We start from the raw sequence: 15,987 nt of genomic DNA, 5'->3' as shown, positions 1-15,987 counted from the left end.
GCAACTCTTACATCCATAGAACAGCAAAAACTCAAAGCCCTTTAAGCCTAACATATAAAATCACAAACGGTACAAATATTGGGCAAATTTCATAATAAAATAATGCTTTAAAAGCATAAAAAAACGCGCAATTGCGCGTTTTAATTTTATTTTTTAAAACAATCAGCGTTACGCTACAACACTCCAATCGATTTGTGCGCCCGCTTTGATTGGCACAACATGACTGTCTCCCAAAGGATAGCTTTGCGGCACGTCCCAGCTCTGTCTTTTTAAAGTAACGGTATCGACATTTCTAGGTAAACCGTAAAAGTCAGGTCCAAAATGGCTAGCAAAACCTTCAAGTTTGTCTAACGCATTAGCCTCTTCAAACGCTTCAGCATAAAGCTCTAGTGGGGCATGTGCAGTATATGCCCCTGCACAACCACAAGCGGCTTCTTTTTTATCTTTTGCATGAGGTGCAGAGTCTGTACCTAAAAAGAATTTCTTACTACCACTTGTCGCGGCCTCAATTAGTGCCTGCTGATGAATATTGCGCTTAAGGATTGGTAAGCAATAATAATGTGGTCGTATACCACCAGCTAACATATGATTTCGGTTGTAAAGCAAGTGATGCGCAGTAATTGTTGCAGCAACATTATCAGACGCGTTGTTTACAAACTCCACAGCATCTTTAGTTGTAATGTGCTCTAGAACAATTTTTAGCCCAGGAAATGACTCAACTATCTTAACTAATTTAGTTTCAATGAACACTTTCTCTCTATCGAATATATCAATAGCTGAATCCGTTACTTCACCGTGTACGAGTAACAACATACCTACTTCTTGCATTGCCTCTAAAGCAGGAAATATATTTTCAATATCAGTTACACCCGAATCAGAGTTTGTTGTTGCCCCTGCTGGATACAACTTTGCAGCTACAATATGACCGCTCGCTTTTGCCTTTTTGATTTCTTCAGGTGTCGTCTTGTCAGTTAGGTAAAGCACCATTAAAGGTTCAAAATTCCCTTGTGGCTTGGCAGCCAAAATACGATCTCGATATGCAAGTGCGGTATCCGTGCAAGTTGCAGGGGGAACAAGGTTTGGCATTATGATCGCACGCCCCATGTAACGGCTTATATCTCTGACTGTGTCTTTAAGTTGTACGCCATCTCGTAAATGAACGTGCCAGTCATCCGGTCGAGTGATAGTTAAGAATTCTACTTTACTTGTCATTGCTTTTTCCCACGGCTGAATTTGCCCGATCATAGGCAGTTAGGCAAAGAGAGTAAAGTATTTGAGCCAATCAAAAGTACAAAATTAGTCCTTTGTGCATATTTGTGTATAAAATGCTTTTTTTTTCGCAATAATGTGTCGTTTATCTTGCAAGTAAGTTAAATTGACCCTAATTGTACCGGTGGCCGATGTAAATGCTTTCAAATAACAAATTAGAATCAAAAACAGAGCAACTTAGCATCATTAATCAGTTCTCTTCGTCTTTGTTGCAGATCACTCAACTGGATGAACTATTTGATTATGTTACTTCTCAGGTAGTGAGTCGCTTAGGGTTTGTCGATTGTGTTATCTATCTTGCTGACGAAAAAGGAAGGTTTTTAGAAGAAGTTGCCAGCATGGGGGTCGCACATCAAAGTGCTGACTATAAAGTTGCGCAAACGAAGATCCCTATCCAGCAAGGTATCACCGGGCATGTGGCACGAACAAGACAAGCGTTTGTATCTGGTGATGTCTCAGTAGAGCCAATGTATATTGCAGACAGTCGCCCAGCCTTGTCCGAGATCTGTGTGCCATTGGTTTATGAAAATAAGCTACTGGGCGTTATTGATTGTGAACACCCTCAAAGAGATTACTTTACCGAAGGCCACCTGCAAATACTTTCGACCGTAGCTCACTTGTTAAGCGCAAAAATCAATCAGGTCAAAACGCTTAATAACCTTACCACAACAATAGAGCAATTGAATCAAGCTCAGCAGCTTGAGCAATGTTTACTGAAAATTGCCAATATCACTTATCGTTCGCTAGATTTGGAAGCGTTTTACGATGAGTTGTACCAGATAATCAATAGTCAATTACCTGCCGAAAATTTTTTCATCGGGTTATATGACCGCTATAGCGACATCCTTGAAATAGATTATCTAATTGAAAACAAAGTCAAATGTAATGCACACCAGCGTGTTTCTAAATCTCAAATAAAACACACAGCCTCTTATTTCACACTCACATCTGGTAGGCCTTTACTGTGTAACAGCAGAGAGTTTGAACATCATATTGAATTAGGCCACTTTCAAATGGTGGGCCAATCACCAAAATCTTGGCTAGGAGTTCCCTTTGCTGTAAACGAGCAATACCAGGGAGTGATCGTGATTCAAAGCTACACACTGGATAAAGCTTTCAATCACCATCACTTGTCTATTTTGACCTATATTAGTCGCCAAGTAAGTATGGCCATTGACCGCCAGTTATCACGCCAAGCACTTGAACACCGAGCTTTGCATGACGAACTTACGGGGCTTGCAAACCGCTATTTGCTACTAGAGAGAATAAAGCACGCGATATTGTCATTAGAGCGAGTTGACGACGACAACTTGCATTGTTTGCTGTATTTAGACTTTGACAGATTTAAGAGTATTAATGATGCACTTGGTCATGACGTTGGCGATCGCTTTCTAGTTGCTATTGTCGATATAATTAAAGACTGTATCCGTCGTACCGATACTTTTGCGCGTCTTGGTGGTGACGAATTTGCGATTTTCATTGAAAATGTCAAAGACAAAGAACAAGTTGCGTTAGCTCTAGAGCGAATTAACGAGGCAATTGCCAAGCCTTTATTAATTGAAGGCCATAGGTTGCAAGCATCTAGCAGTATTGGAGTCGCATTTACCGACAGCGCCACAGACAACGCCATAACACTCTTACAACAGGCTGATGCCGCCATGTATGAAGCGAAATCTCGTGGTCGCGGGCAGGTATGCTATTTCAATAATGCAATGCGCAAAAAGTTAAAGCGCCAAGCTGATATTGAAAACGATTTACAGCACGGTATACGAAATGATGAGTTTGAGCTGTATTTCCAACCAATTTTTGCCTTGAATGACCCACATGTTGTGAGCTTTGAAGCACTTGTTAGGTGGCACCACCCTAAAAATGGTTTAGTACCACCAAATGACTTTATTCCTATTGCCGAACAAACAGGCCAGATTATTGATTTAGATTTACACTTACTGCGCTTGGCCGCAAAACAACTTCAAGCTTGGCGGCGTTCTGGGCAACCTATGACCCGGATCACCGTAAATGTATCATCTAGGCATTTTGCGAGTTTAGATTTTGTCACCTACATGCAGCAGATTTATATTGACTACCAACTGCCAAATGGCGCGCTGTGTTTAGAGATCACTGAGTCAGGTTTAATTGAAAACTTAAAACTAGCGACTCAAATTATTCGCGGCTTAGAACCTCTCGGTGTAAAGCTTTACCTCGACGACTTTGGTACTGGTTACTCCGCACTTGGCTACTTGCATCAACTCCCTATTCACGTTTTAAAACTGGACAAGAGCTTTGTCGATAAGTTGACTCATAAAGAAAATCCTTTAATTGACACAATATTATCTCTGGCTCGTTCATTAAATTTAAAAGTGGTTGCGGAGGGAATAGAAAACCCTAAACAATGGGCATTACTTAAACGTAAGGGTTGTCAATTTGGACAAGGATTTATGGTCTCAAAACCACTACCAGCCGATCAAGCTATGCAGTTTTTGATTAGTAATACGGACATGATGTTATCTATTTAACCTAAATTCAGGCTAAACGAAATACACCCGTATTGTTATATCCATTACCTACTGTTCAAGTTATATTAAAAGCCCACCTCGTGGGCTATTACATTTGCTTTGGCTTGCTTAGCTAGCGTTTCTTTGCCTATACCTCTATTAAAATATCTTTCTATCCCGATCTCTGTATCTTGCTGGTTGAAGTAACACATAGCTGAAACCTAGCATCACATTCTTAAAAAGGTTCTAATGCTCTGGCTTCTCTTTAGCCAATACCACGATTGCAAACCCCAAAGTACACAGTGTGTCTACTAATACGAATTCGTTTTATTATGTGCTCTATTTTGAGACAAGAAAGCCTTTTTAATTTGCAAGGCAGAAGTATCACTATTTAGTTTTTACGCCGCTAACGTAAGATTTAGCCCCTTAAAAATGATTAAGTATTATTGCGAATTGGTATAACAAGTAACAAGGTTACTAACTTGTAGCAATTGGATTCATTCTTAAACATCCCCATCTCAAAGCAGCCACAAAAGATGAGTAATTGATACCATTGAAGCACCTACCATGTAAGATGAATAAAATTAATTTGTTTTTTTTGTAAAAAATTTAAATAAACAATGACAACGCTGTCAAAAATAGTGTTATAGTGATTTTATTGAAAACTAATCATCGATTGCTGGTTTTATAGACGTCTAGACGTTACTATTAGGTAATGACTGAGGTTCAGGGAAAGCAATCTGAGTTTAACTCACACTAATAATGAGATTTATTAAAGATGATCGACATAAAGCACCTGAAAACCATCGCAACCCTTAAAGACACTGGTTCACTCGTTAATACGGCCCGTGAGTTGTTTTTGACGCAATCAGCTTTGTCTCATCAAATTAAAGACTTAGAGAATAAATTAGATTGCCAATTGTTTGAGAGAAAGACTCAACCTGTGCGTTTCACGCCACAAGGTATGCTTTTACTGGAACTTGCTAACGATATTTTGCCTCGCGTTGAAGCAACTAAATGTAGACTAAAAGAAAGTCTAAATCAGCCTATCTCACACTTAAAGCTAAGTGTAGAATGCCATGCATGCTTCCACTGGTTATTGCCTACAATAAAAGAATTTAATAACTTTTGGCCAGATATAAAAGTTGATTACGAACGCGGCTTTAGTTACGACGCTATCCCCGAGCTTCTAGATGATGACCTAGACCTCGTATTAACATCTGATATGCGAGAGCAAGACAAACTAGAATATGCACACCTTTTTGACTTCAAGCTAAAGCTGATTGTCGCACCTGATCATGAACTCGCTAAGAAAGCATATGTTACGGCACTTGATCTTAAAGACGAGACCATCATTTCATATCCGATACCTAAAGAGCGACAAGATATTTTCAAGCATTTCATTCAAAATGCGCGCTTTGACGGCACCTTGAAAACAGTTGACCAAGGCCTGTTAATTTTTCAACTTGTTAGTGCTGGTATGGGTGTTGCTGCACTACCAGACTGGTTAGTCACACCATACGAAAGCCAAGGGTTAATTAAGTCTATTCCTTTAGGTGCACTTGGCTTAAATAGGCCTATGTATTTGGCCATGAAAAAAACAATGAAAGACAACCCAGTTTATAGACATTTCCTAAATACATGTAAGCAGAACAATAACCGTTAAGCTGTTCTTTTACTGTCGTTTTAACTACACTAGAGCCCAATCTAACTGATTGGGTTTTATATGTTTATTGTAAAAAAAGTACTAGGCAGTATGCTAATGCCTCTTCCCCTAGCCCTTATCGCTCTTGCTATCTGTCTTCTATATGTTAGCAAAACCAATAAAAAGTCGTATGCTTTTGCTTGGTTTATTGCACTTAGCACCTGGTTTATCAGCACACCTTATATTGCAGATATGATTATTTCTCCTAATGAAGCAAGTTTGAGTACGTTTAACGCCAACAAGCACGATAAAGTCGATAAAGTTGTTGTGCTAGGTTGTGATGTGTATGCCAACAGCCGATTAAATGCCAATGCGCAACTTGGTGGATGTGCATTGTCTCGATTGACCGAGGGTGTGCGTCTTGCTCATTACTACAAAGACGCTCAACTGATAGTATCAGGGCAAACCAGCGCAAATTTAATGAAGCTAACAGCGATAGAGCTGGGTATCAACGCGTCACGCATTTTAACAAACCCAAATGCACAAGATACAAAGGACGAAGCGAAACAACTTGCGCGGTATCTCGTTGATAGAGAAGTTGCTCTGGTCACATCAGCGAGTCATATGGAACGAGCAAAAGATTTGTTTCTTGCGCAGGGGGTCGAAATCATCGAAGCACCTACACAGTTTTACACCTTTGCAAGCCAACCTCCTCACAAGCAATTCATCGCACAAGTAACAGCGCTGCAAGCCGTAACAGCACATGTTTATGAACTGCTAGGTAAAACTTGGATACAAATTAGACGCTGGGTAGACCCAGAGGCGCTATAAACGCCTCAATCACTATTTATTTTATACCGGGTTATCGATATCAATAAAGGTTACATCAAAGCCATTTTGCGCTGCTAGATATTCGCCAAGCGCCTTAATTCCATAGCGCTCTGTCGCATGATGGCCTGCGGCGAAAAAGTCAATTCCTTGCTCGTTAGAACTATGAATTGTTTGTTCCGACGCTTCGCCAGTTAAGTAGGCATCAATACCTTGACTAGCAGCCAAATCGATATAGCCTTGTCCCCCACCTGTACACCACGCGATGGTTTCTATTGGTTTGTGGCGTACACTATTAACCAATGGTTTTCTATGTAATGTAGTCGCAATTTTGTCTGCAAATGCTTCTGCGGTCATAGGGGTTTTTAGCTTGCCATAAACAGGAACGCTATTTGGTGTTGCCTCTAGGCCTCCTTGTAATTCCATATCTAGCAGTTGAGCTAACTGTGCATTATTTCCAAGCTCAGGGTGGATATCTAGCGGCAGATGGTAACCATAGAGGTTTATATCATGCGTTAATAAAGACGCTATTCTTCTTTTTTTCATCCCGGTGATAACCTGAGCTTCTCCTTTCCAAAAGTAGCCATGATGAACCAAGATTGTATCTGCTTGCAGCTCAATCGCTGAATTAATTAATGCTTGGCTGGCCGTCACACCAGTGACTATTTTTTTTACCTGTTCAGCACCTTCAACTTGTAATCCATTGGGAGCAAAATCTCTCACAGCATCAGGTTTTAATAACGAATTTAATAAATGTGTAAAATCTGAACGTTTCATGAAGTAACCAGTATTTTTTATTAGATAATGAGCAAATTTTGGCGTTTATAGGGGCAAATTGGAAGCAAAACCCTTAAAAAATTGAAAAATCGCGAAAATATGGGTATAAATACTCTTTAATCTTAAATCCCGCGTATCCGCGTATAAAACGACTAGGATCTACGATGAGTAAACTAGATAAAACTGAAGTACTAAGCGCTTTTGAAGCTGCTTACGAAGCTGCCCATGGCAAGAAGCCTGAAATTACCACCAAACCAGGTTGGTACAGCATTGATGGCGGTAAGAATCTGCGCCTTGCGGAAGTAGCTGCATTAACAGAAGAGCTTACTTCTGGTTCAGCGGCACCTAGCGAAGCACCAAAAAAGGCAGCAACTAAAAAAGCGGCTCCTGCTAAAAAAGCAAAAACAAGCAAGGCAGCGCCGGTTAAAGCTGATAAAAAAGCGTCTTTCAAAGTCATTAAAGAGAATTCTGAAGGCTACACAGCTGAAGAGCTTTGGATTGTAGAGTTGGCAAGCAAAGACCATGATTGTCGTTTGCCTCGTGGTGTAGTTTAAACTACCACACACTTTTACAAGATATAAAAAAACCGCTACGATGCGGTTTTTTTATATCTGCTTACATACGCCTAGTTTGTAGGCGACTCTAAAATTTCTTTTAGGTTGTCTAATCCCACTTGCAAATCATTCCCTAAGACTTGTTCAAAATCCATCACTAGTAGCATTAAGTTGATAGGGTAATCCATATTCCCACGAAATCCCCAAGTCACTTTGGTTCCTCCTGAAACTCCCTCAGTTATCATATATGCAGGATCTGTGGACTGAAATGGCTCGATAAAGCGCAACTCAAAGTCGATACGCTTATTTTCATCAATTTTAATGATCTCTTGTTCACCAGCACCCACATCAGGATCATCACTGCGCCAAGTCGAAACAAAACCAACCGTGCCATCTTCGCCTTTATAGGATTTCTCCATATTCGGGTCCATTTGTTCCCACTTACTATAATTACTTTGATTCTTTAAATACTTAATATAGGAAAAAACTGGCTCTACGGGTCGTTTTATGACGATATGTCGCTCAACGTGATAACTTTCGGGAATTAATAGTGCAACAATAAAAGGTGATGCAATCACCAATAACAATACAGCAATAACTTTTTTCAACATCCTTCTGCCTCTTTAAAATATCTATATCATTAAGTTGCTGTTTTATAAACAACCGCTAAACCTTACTCTACTTCAGCCAAAAAAGCAGCACTAACCGCACCAACCAAGCCTAACAAACTGTATGTCATAATCAGTCCAGATACAGATAACCAACTATCTAAAAAACCAATACTTCCTAAAAGCAACAACAAGATTCCTATCACTGTGTTACTCACTGAGACATAATCAGTTCGTTGATTACCTTGAGCTAAATTAACCAAGTAGGTTTTTCTCCCTAGTCTAACTCCTTGGTGTGCAACGCTTAATAAAAAGTACATACAAGGCAGGAACCAGATACTTTTCAGTAATGCGTTATCATGTTGTGCGACAAGGTATACCACCAAGCCATTTATCGTCACAAGCACTGCACTGACCATCAAAACATACTTACTCGACAGGTCGCTCAATCTCCCCCAAATTGGTGCGGATATTAAACTTGCGCCTCCAGACACCGCCATAAATATCGCTAGCAACGGTAAATTAAGCTCCTGCTGCGATGCCAACACGATATAAAACGGCGCACTCAATGCAGAACATAATAACAACGCACGTGTTAGCACAAAGTGTCCAAAGGCCCTGTCTTGATATAGTAGTTTAAGTTTACTCAGCGCCAGTTTTAGTCCACTTTTGCCGCCATCGGTCGCCCCTTTGTATTCGATTATTTGACTATAAAACCCAGCTGCAAATAGCCACATTGTAAAACCTAATACCAGAGCTATCAGTACAGCTTGGTATTGAATGTTTTCAGGCATAATGACCAAAATTAACGCAAACAACAGTGTTGCCAGCCCTGACATACTCGCTGCTAAACCACTAATATTACCTCGCTGCGATTTGGGGATAACCTTCCCTAAAACGTCTTTTGCGGCGATAGAATTGAACCCTCTTGCCAAGCTAAACACACTTAATACGCCGATTAAGGCCCACCCAGCCTGACTGCCAGTCAATGTCAGTGCAATAATTACCATAGCAGCAATGCATAAAGCCTGAATCAGTGCTCCAACCACCCAGACCCACTTTCTGACTGGCAAAGTACGAATATAACTTGCAATAGCAAGTTGAGGGAGTAAAGAGCCTGACTCGCGAATGGGAACCAGCCAAGCAATAAAAGCACTCGACACACCAAGCCCTTGCATTAACCAAGGTAACGTTACTTTAGGATTAAGAAGTGCGTCAGAAAATTTACTAAACACCTGACTAATAAGCATAAAAATGAAGTTACCAGGCACCTGTTTGCAAGCGTCATCACCTATTGCTTCACATGCTCGGGCATCTTCGATATTACTCAGTCTTTGATAGATCTCTTCTTTGGTAAGTTTTGCCATACCAGCCTTCGATTTCATTATTTGATGAACTCATATTATGCATAACTGTAGTGTATTGTTACGCATAATAAATAAAATCAATCAGGCCGTACGTCGTGATTGTTGTTTATCTCTTTGAAAAATCGTTGTTATTAGCCAAACAAACGTTCAAACCAGTTCTTATCTAGGTCGTCTTCACAGCGCTTTAATTGCGCGCCATATCGGCTTGCTCTGTGCTTCACTTTGTTGGCAACGGCCATTAGCCATTTTTTCTTACGATAGGTACCACGCTTGTAGCCTCCCCAACCTTCGTGATAATTCAAGTATTGGGCATACGCATCCCACTTAGATACACCATTTATTTTGTGCGTTTTATAAACAAACCATGCCATAAAATCGATTGCATCTTCAAAGTCATCCCTATCCGCGCCAGAGTTGCCAGTTTCACGAACATAATCACTCCAAGTAGGCGTTTTAGCCTGAGAATAACCGTAAGCAGAACTCGCTCGTCCAATAGGGATCACCCATAAAAAATAATCCATTGGTGGTGCGGCATCATGTTTAAAAGAACTTTCTTGGTACATCATTGCCATAAGCACATGTTTGGGTGAGCCCCATTTATCTTGAGCGTCACGGGCATCGTAATACCAATCTTCTTTTTCTTTGAAAATCTCACATATATCATGTGGTTGAGTGGGAGGAGCTGTGGCACAGCCTGTTAAATATAACAATATGGGTAATAAAACTATAAATTTTTGCATTTTTTTTCAAACCCATTGAACTTTTTTAAATAGTGCCGGTCCTAATCTATGAATGCAGCAGTTTAGCATTGTTTCATCCCTGAAATTTATTTGCGCAGTTTATTAGACTGCGCTTTTTTTTGTCTACGCTTTAGCAAAGTACTCATCAAGAAACACAACAAAGTCTTTATCGTCATTTTCTTTTATTGCTGTTGCAGCATACTGTGACTGAAGTGCTGCATCTAGCAAAGCTTTCTCGCTGTACTGTTGATAATCAATATTTTCATACGTTGCTTTGTATTTAGCAGCTAGATCTATCGCAATAAAGCCACTATCTTGCTTTGACTCTTTAAGTTGCTCAACAAGACGGCCTGAAAACGTTTTTTCAGGGTATTTCACCCACTGACTTAAGGTGCTTATTGTATCTGTATATTTGGTTGTTTGATTTGCTTCATCCATCCACTTAGCAACATCAACCAAGTCAGAAAAAATACTTGAAGCCCATTGGCTAAGTAATACCTGCTCATCCCCTTTTAGCAATTTCACCTGAGGATCGCGTCCTTGATTAACCACCGCGGTTAAGTTTTCTTGTGTTACCTTTTGTTCTTCCCAGCTCATCTGTGGGGAAAGCTTTAATAAGCAGTAAGTTAAAAATACATCTAGAAAATTAATCTGCTCGATGCTGATACCAGTATCAACAAATGGGTTAACGTCAAGAGCCCTAATCTCAACATATTCAATACCTCCTCGCTCTAGAGCATGAGTCGGTGGCTCACCACTGAGCGCATTGCGCTTCGGCCGAATTGGAGAATAAAACTCATTTTCGATCTGCAAGATATTTTTATTTAACTGCTTAGGCGCTGTCTCCTTATAATCTTCCAATTCGCCATATAAATCAGAATGACAACGGATAGCTTGTCGAAGACCTGCAATATATTCATCTAACGAGTTATACATAACTCGTAATGAAGACTGAGCACTATTGGTATACCCTAAATCCCCTAATCTAAGGGCTGTGCCATGCTCCAGATACAAAGTCCCCTTACCTATTTTATTAAATGGTAAGTGACTTTCTTTACCTTGCAAAAATGAAGAGCATAATGCCGGAGATGCGCCAAATAGATAACTAACAAGCCATAACTCTCGTTTAAAGTTGCGAATAAGTCCAAGGTATTTGTCGGAAATAAACTGCTGTAATGGTTGAGTATTATTTTCCAATTCACTCAAGCTTTGCCAAAGAGAATCAGGGAAAGAAATATTAAAATGAACTCCAGCGATGGCCTGCATCATACTGCCGTAACGGTTTTTAAGCCCTTGTCGGTAAAGCGTTTTCATTTTACCTATATTGGAGTCACCAAACTGTGCCAATGCAATATCTTCTTGATCGTTAATAAAGCAAGGCATACTCATTGGCCACAATAACTCATCACCCATTTTGGAGAGTGTAAACTTTTGCAAGTCTCTAAGCTGTGACAAAGTTTGCTCAGGGTCGTCGCTTACCGGTGTAATAAACTCAAGTAGTGACTCAGAAAAATCAGTTGTGATGCTACTGTGCGTTAATGGATGGCCTGTCTCTTTAGGATGAGGAGTTTGAGCAATCGTACCATTTTTGTTGATTCGTAAAGCTTCTCGCTCAATGCCACGCTTTATACCCTTGATGGCGTACTTATGATTGGGCATTGATAATGCCGCTAATCTTGTCTGTAAATCTGTCGTTATCAAAAAAATATCCTCGGCCAACAAAAGGCAGTGCAAAACATTATGGGGGCGCAATAATCAATATCAAGTTACGATAATGATTTTTCCGCAATGCTGAGCACCTTGCATATACCCATGCGCTTGAGCCACTTCATTAAGCGAAAATTGTTTATCCATATGTATGCTCAGTTTGCCACTTCTATACGCTTGATACAATTTATTGAGATCATCAGTATTAGCCTTCACCACCATCCCTTGCGCATCAATGCCATTGTGCTTTGCAAATTCAATCACTTGATCTTTACTAATTGTTGGCACTGTAACCACAGAGCTTCCCTTACCTAAGTTAGCAATAAGCTTTAGCGCTGTCTCTGCGCCAACTAAATCAAGTAATTGTCCACGATAAGATTGCTGATAGAAGTGTTCATAATTCATCGTCTTTACATCCATCATGGCTAATAACGGATGCTGCGCTCTAGTGCTTAGAGCAACAACATGCCTCCCTTGCAGTTTAGCTAATTGAACGGCGATATGTCCGACCCCACCTGTTGGTGCATTAATAAAAAGTGGTACATCAGACAAAACGGGCAAACATGCAAGCGCTTGTAATGCCGTTAAGCCACTTAAGCATAGACCTGCTATTGTAGGATTTTCTTTCTCATCTAATGCAATTATTTGCTCAACATGCGCATCAACTTGTTGCGCATAACAGCCAGGATGATGGGCAAATCCAACCATACCAATCACATACTGGCCAACACTAAAACTTGTGACCTGCTCACCAACAGCCTCTATTTGTCCATAGAGATCATACCCTAACCCCATAAAACTATCAGGTTGTTTTTGCGCCGCAACAAATCCCAACCCCATTCTTGTTTTTATGTCGATGGGATTAACACTGCTAGCGAGCACTTTTATACGTACATGATTTTGTTCAAGCTTTTTATCTACAAGGTATTTAGAGATAATGTTTTCAGGGCCGCCAAACTGCTCAATACCAAAAACTAACTTTGCGTTTGCCATTAAAATACACTCTGTCTTGATGTTTGATAACTCGCTATAATCTAACACAATTAAATCAGACTCTGTCGAGTACAGGTAAAAATAACCTACAGTAGAATCATGGAATACGATGATTTTAACAACAGGTAACGAATACTATGCTTACAGCTAATGCATTCGTGCCCCTATGGAGAAAACTATGCGTCGTGGGCAACATACAATAAATGAAGAAGTAATGTTTGACGACAGTCAACAACTGGTTTCAACAACTGATCTGCGTGGCGTAACAACCTATGCAAACGATGCCTTCTGTCGCGTTTCCGGCTTTTCTCGCGACGAATTAGTCGGTAAAAACCATAATATCGTTCGTCATCCTGATATGCCTAAAGCCGCATTCAAAGAATTGTGGGATAAATTAAAAGACGGGCACTCATGGCGTGGTGTAGTTAAAAATCGTTGTAAAGATGGCCGCTATTATTGGGTTGATGCCTTTGTAACTCCCATTTTTGAACATGGACAACTTACAGGTTATCAATCTGTTCGTGTTCGTCCAAATAATGAACTTAAGCAACGCGCTCAAAAGTTATACGATGCAATTAATCAAGGCAAATCTATATGGCATTGGAGCGAACAGCATGCTTTACGCCGCGGCATGAGTGCTGCAATCGTAGCATTGAGTATCGTCGCTACAGGGTGGCTTGCGGGGTTGACTGCTGCACTACTTTTACTCATCGCGTTTAGCTGCTTAGTCATTATCAATTATGAAGAGCTGATTGCAACACCAAATGCTTTGCTAGCACAACAATCGCAGTTTGATTCAGTTTCTCGCTACATCTACGATGGGCATAGCACTTTTAGCGTTGCCAAGTACAATCAAGGCATGTTGCAGGCTAAATTACGCACGGTTCTTGGTCGCATGAGAGATTCAACGATTACATTCAAAGGCATCGCCACAGACCTAGATGAAAAGTCCAGCCGAACGGAGCAAGGCATACAGGCACAAAGCCAACGTCTAAGCTCCATTGCCACAGCGATGTCTCAAATGAGCAGTACCATTGGCGAGATTTCTCATAACACCGCTGAGACAGCACAAAAAGTCGACGTCACACAACAGCATTGCCAAGATATCAAGTTATCAATGTCAGATAATGTAGACATGGTCAACAGTTTAGCCAGTCAAGTTGATGAAGCAGCACAGACTGCGACCTCACTCGCCAGTGAAGCTGAAAAAATTGGTAAAGTGATGACCGAAATTGAAGGCATCGCTGAGCAAACGAACTTACTTGCTTTGAACGCCGCAATTGAAGCAGCAAGAGCGGGTGAGCATGGTCGCGGATTTGCAGTTGTTGCCGATGAAGTTCGCGCACTTTCTTCAAGAACCCAAAATGCAACTAGCCACATTTACGCATCAATAAAAGAAATTCAAGATACGCTCTTTAGTTGGTCAAAGGTGATGCAAAGCACCAAAGACAGAGCCGACTCTTGCGCTCAAGCAAGCCAAGTTAGCCAACTAGCGCTTGAAACCATTTTCACCCAAATAAGTGACATTGCTCAATCGGCTCAACAAATCTCAGCAGCTGCTGAACAGCAACAAGTGGTGAGTGTTGAAATAAACGATAACATCGGTAACATCAAAGAACATGGTAATGATAACCTACAACTTAGTTACCAAGTCGCTGAAGATGCAGCAAAATTGGTTGAAAGTGCAAATAAAATATCAGGGCTACTGCTTACATTTAAAGCTTAAAAAATCAACAAAACCTGACGCGGCCAACTCACCGCTTCAGGTTTTGGCTTTTTAGCCTCAGGGGTAGATAGGCGTTTTGAAATAAAGAATACCCTATCCACTGACATTACTTGCAAGCCAATGAAAATGTTCTGTTCAAAGTAAAAGCTATTTTATGCACTAATACTTGGCGTTACAAAATCACAGCAACGTATAGAGCGAGCAAAAAAAATCATCTTCAGCAAATTCGCTTATCCAGCACTGAGATTAGTTATCTTGAATAAGGTCAGAGTCGTTTTCGCCCAACGTTTTGAGCAAATAATCCAACTTACTTTTGACGGTTTCATGCAGCATGTCTCTGCTAAAACGTATACCCATTTGACAAACCTTTGTACCACCGCTCGTATCTAGTGCAATTAAACGTACTGGTATACCATATATAGGCTCTATCAGCATATTGCCTTCATGGTTTAAATCAAAAATATCCAATTCAATACCGTAGTTATTAAATAGATGTAGCTCTCGACTATAAGTCAGCTCTACCAACATACCTGTATGGCTTATATTTTTTACCGTACCTGCTATTTTACGATTATTCGTTTGAATTCTCACTCGGTGCTCTGGCAAACTAGATAATCGAACTGCACCACGGCGATTTGCAGAATTCCAAGATTTTTGAATCGCGTCTTCTAACTTTTCGGCGCTGAACGGTTTCATCACATACTGCGACACACCATTTTGAATCGCAGCTAAAACGTGCTCTTTGTCACCCAAAGAGCTCATCATAATAAAGGGTGTTGCTTTGAGCTTATCTGACTTTCTCACTCTACGTAGCAACTCATCACCATCCATGTTTGGCATTTGCCAATCTGCAATGATGATGTCTATTTTCCGAGCATTAAGCAGTTCAAAGGCTTCTTTGCCATCAGCTGCAGTATAAACATTTTCTGAACCCAGACGGTTTTCTATGGTATTGCGTACTAAATTACGTACTAACTGACAATCGTCCACAATTAAAAAACTTACATCTTGCATTTAATGCCCCGTTAACAACATGAATAATCGAAATATACCGCCGGTACACGCAAACATATAGCAACAAAGTAAGCGACTCCCTCATAGATTAGGTTTAGCACACCTTGCACTAATCACAATAAAAAGTCCCAACTCTCGGTAGGTGCATGTATATTTCGTAGAAAAATTCTATTACTTGGTAGGTTTAGACCTACAGTTTTTTACGCTTTATCCTATCTTATGTAGTTCAGCGCAATTAAACCAAGATCCTTCAAAGTAAGTAGAGGG

Annotated in this window: 13 protein-coding genes; 5 read left to right on the top strand and 8 right to left on the bottom strand. The window is 40.4% G+C overall.

Annotation, left to right across the window (positions count from 1 at the left end; all coding sequences use genetic code 11):
- Positions 1–168: 168 nt before the first annotated feature.
- Positions 169–1,212, bottom strand: coding sequence for a dihydroorotase (gene pyrC / locus HG263_RS08885; protein ID WP_171625741.1), 1,044 nt, complete (start codon positions 1,210–1,212; stop codon positions 169–171).
- A 194-nt stretch (positions 1,213–1,406) separates the two neighbouring features.
- Between pyrC and HG263_RS08880 the strand changes: the two genes are divergently transcribed.
- The 3 genes from HG263_RS08880 to HG263_RS08870 all read left to right on the top strand — a co-directional run bounded on the left by HG263_RS08880 (position 1,407) and on the right by HG263_RS08870 (position 6,237).
- The gene (locus HG263_RS08880; RefSeq protein ID WP_171625740.1) at positions 1,407–3,782 is read left to right on the top strand and encodes an EAL domain-containing protein; all 2,376 of its coding nucleotides are present in this window, start codon (positions 1,407–1,409) and stop codon (positions 3,780–3,782) included.
- Between the two features lie 757 nt (positions 3,783–4,539).
- Positions 4,540–5,427, top strand: a complete 888-nt coding sequence (locus HG263_RS08875) for a LysR substrate-binding domain-containing protein (protein WP_171625739.1) — start codon at positions 4,540–4,542, stop codon at positions 5,425–5,427.
- A 60-nt stretch (positions 5,428–5,487) separates the two neighbouring features.
- A complete protein-coding gene (locus HG263_RS08870) occupies positions 5,488–6,237 on the top strand; it encodes an ElyC/SanA/YdcF family protein (protein ID WP_171625738.1) in 750 nt (249 codons plus the stop codon).
- Positions 6,238–6,258: 21 nt separating this feature from the next.
- Here HG263_RS08870 and HG263_RS08865 read toward each other — a convergent pair whose 3' ends face one another.
- Positions 6,259–7,011, bottom strand: a complete 753-nt coding sequence (locus tag HG263_RS08865; RefSeq protein ID WP_171625737.1) for a Nif3-like dinuclear metal center hexameric protein — start codon at positions 7,009–7,011, stop codon at positions 6,259–6,261.
- A 164-nt stretch (positions 7,012–7,175) separates the two neighbouring features.
- Here HG263_RS08865 and HG263_RS08860 point away from each other — a divergent pair, with 164 nt between their 5' ends.
- The gene (locus HG263_RS08860; RefSeq protein WP_171625736.1) at positions 7,176–7,565 is read left to right on the top strand and encodes a hypothetical protein; all 390 of its coding nucleotides are present in this window, start codon (positions 7,176–7,178) and stop codon (positions 7,563–7,565) included.
- A 71-nt stretch (positions 7,566–7,636) separates the two neighbouring features.
- On the opposite strand, the gene HG263_RS08855 is transcribed toward HG263_RS08860, so the two are convergent.
- The 5 genes from HG263_RS08855 to HG263_RS08835 form a co-directional block, all read right to left on the bottom strand.
- The gene (locus HG263_RS08855; RefSeq protein ID WP_171625735.1) at positions 7,637–8,176 is read right to left on the bottom strand and encodes an SRPBCC family protein; all 540 of its coding nucleotides are present in this window, start codon (positions 8,174–8,176) and stop codon (positions 7,637–7,639) included.
- A 62-nt stretch (positions 8,177–8,238) separates the two neighbouring features.
- Positions 8,239–9,540, bottom strand: coding sequence for an MFS transporter (locus HG263_RS08850; protein WP_171625734.1), 1,302 nt, complete (start codon positions 9,538–9,540; stop codon positions 8,239–8,241).
- Between the two features lie 131 nt (positions 9,541–9,671).
- Positions 9,672–10,280, bottom strand: a complete 609-nt coding sequence (locus HG263_RS08845; RefSeq protein WP_171625733.1) for a transglycosylase SLT domain-containing protein — start codon at positions 10,278–10,280, stop codon at positions 9,672–9,674.
- Between the two features lie 123 nt (positions 10,281–10,403).
- Positions 10,404–11,981, bottom strand: coding sequence for a glutamate--cysteine ligase (gene gshA / locus HG263_RS08840; RefSeq protein WP_171625732.1), 1,578 nt, complete (start codon positions 11,979–11,981; stop codon positions 10,404–10,406).
- A gap of 60 nt (positions 11,982–12,041) precedes the next feature.
- The gene (locus HG263_RS08835; RefSeq protein WP_171625731.1) at positions 12,042–12,980 is read right to left on the bottom strand and encodes an NADP-dependent oxidoreductase; all 939 of its coding nucleotides are present in this window, start codon (positions 12,978–12,980) and stop codon (positions 12,042–12,044) included.
- A gap of 178 nt (positions 12,981–13,158) precedes the next feature.
- On the opposite strand from HG263_RS08835, the gene HG263_RS08830 reads away from it, so the two are divergent.
- Complete coding sequence (locus HG263_RS08830; RefSeq protein ID WP_171625730.1) at positions 13,159–14,706, top strand: methyl-accepting chemotaxis protein; 1,548 nt, start codon at positions 13,159–13,161, stop codon at positions 14,704–14,706.
- Between the two features lie 246 nt (positions 14,707–14,952).
- Here HG263_RS08830 and HG263_RS08825 read toward each other — a convergent pair whose 3' ends face one another.
- Positions 14,953–15,720 (bottom strand): response regulator, encoded by a 768-nt coding sequence (locus HG263_RS08825; RefSeq protein WP_171625729.1) that lies wholly within the window; start codon positions 15,718–15,720, stop codon positions 14,953–14,955.
- Positions 15,721–15,987 lie beyond the last annotated feature (267 nt).

Origin of the sequence: Pseudoalteromonas caenipelagi (assembly GCF_013140855.1) — a bacterium.
Classification (GTDB): Bacteria; Pseudomonadota; Gammaproteobacteria; order Enterobacterales; family Alteromonadaceae; genus Pseudoalteromonas; species Pseudoalteromonas caenipelagi.
The sequence above is the reverse complement of the archived record's forward strand: the minus strand, read 5'-3'. Positions and strand labels throughout refer to the sequence as shown.

Excerpts from the sequence above, each read along its gene's own strand:
- pyrC (WP_171625741.1), bottom strand. The coding sequence starts at position 1,212 with ATGACAAGTAAAGTAGAATTCTTAACTATCACTCGACCGGATGACTGG.
- HG263_RS08880 (WP_171625740.1), top strand. The coding sequence starts at position 1,407 with ATGCTTTCAAATAACAAATTAGAATCAAAAACAGAGCAACTTAGCATC.
- HG263_RS08875 (WP_171625739.1), top strand. The coding sequence starts at position 4,540 with ATGATCGACATAAAGCACCTGAAAACCATCGCAACCCTTAAAGACACT.
- HG263_RS08870 (WP_171625738.1), top strand. The coding sequence starts at position 5,488 with ATGTTTATTGTAAAAAAAGTACTAGGCAGTATGCTAATGCCTCTTCCC.
- HG263_RS08865 (WP_171625737.1), bottom strand. The coding sequence starts at position 7,011 with ATGAAACGTTCAGATTTTACACATTTATTAAATTCGTTATTAAAACCT.
- HG263_RS08860 (WP_171625736.1), top strand. The coding sequence starts at position 7,176 with ATGAGTAAACTAGATAAAACTGAAGTACTAAGCGCTTTTGAAGCTGCT.
- HG263_RS08855 (WP_171625735.1), bottom strand. The coding sequence starts at position 8,176 with ATGTTGAAAAAAGTTATTGCTGTATTGTTATTGGTGATTGCATCACCT.
- HG263_RS08850 (WP_171625734.1), bottom strand. The coding sequence starts at position 9,540 with ATGGCAAAACTTACCAAAGAAGAGATCTATCAAAGACTGAGTAATATC.
- HG263_RS08845 (WP_171625733.1), bottom strand. The coding sequence starts at position 10,280 with ATGCAAAAATTTATAGTTTTATTACCCATATTGTTATATTTAACAGGC.
- HG263_RS08835 (WP_171625731.1), bottom strand. The coding sequence starts at position 12,980 with ATGGCAAACGCAAAGTTAGTTTTTGGTATTGAGCAGTTTGGCGGCCCT.
- HG263_RS08830 (WP_171625730.1), top strand. The coding sequence starts at position 13,159 with ATGCGTCGTGGGCAACATACAATAAATGAAGAAGTAATGTTTGACGAC.
- HG263_RS08825 (WP_171625729.1), bottom strand. The coding sequence starts at position 15,720 with ATGCAAGATGTAAGTTTTTTAATTGTGGACGATTGTCAGTTAGTACGT.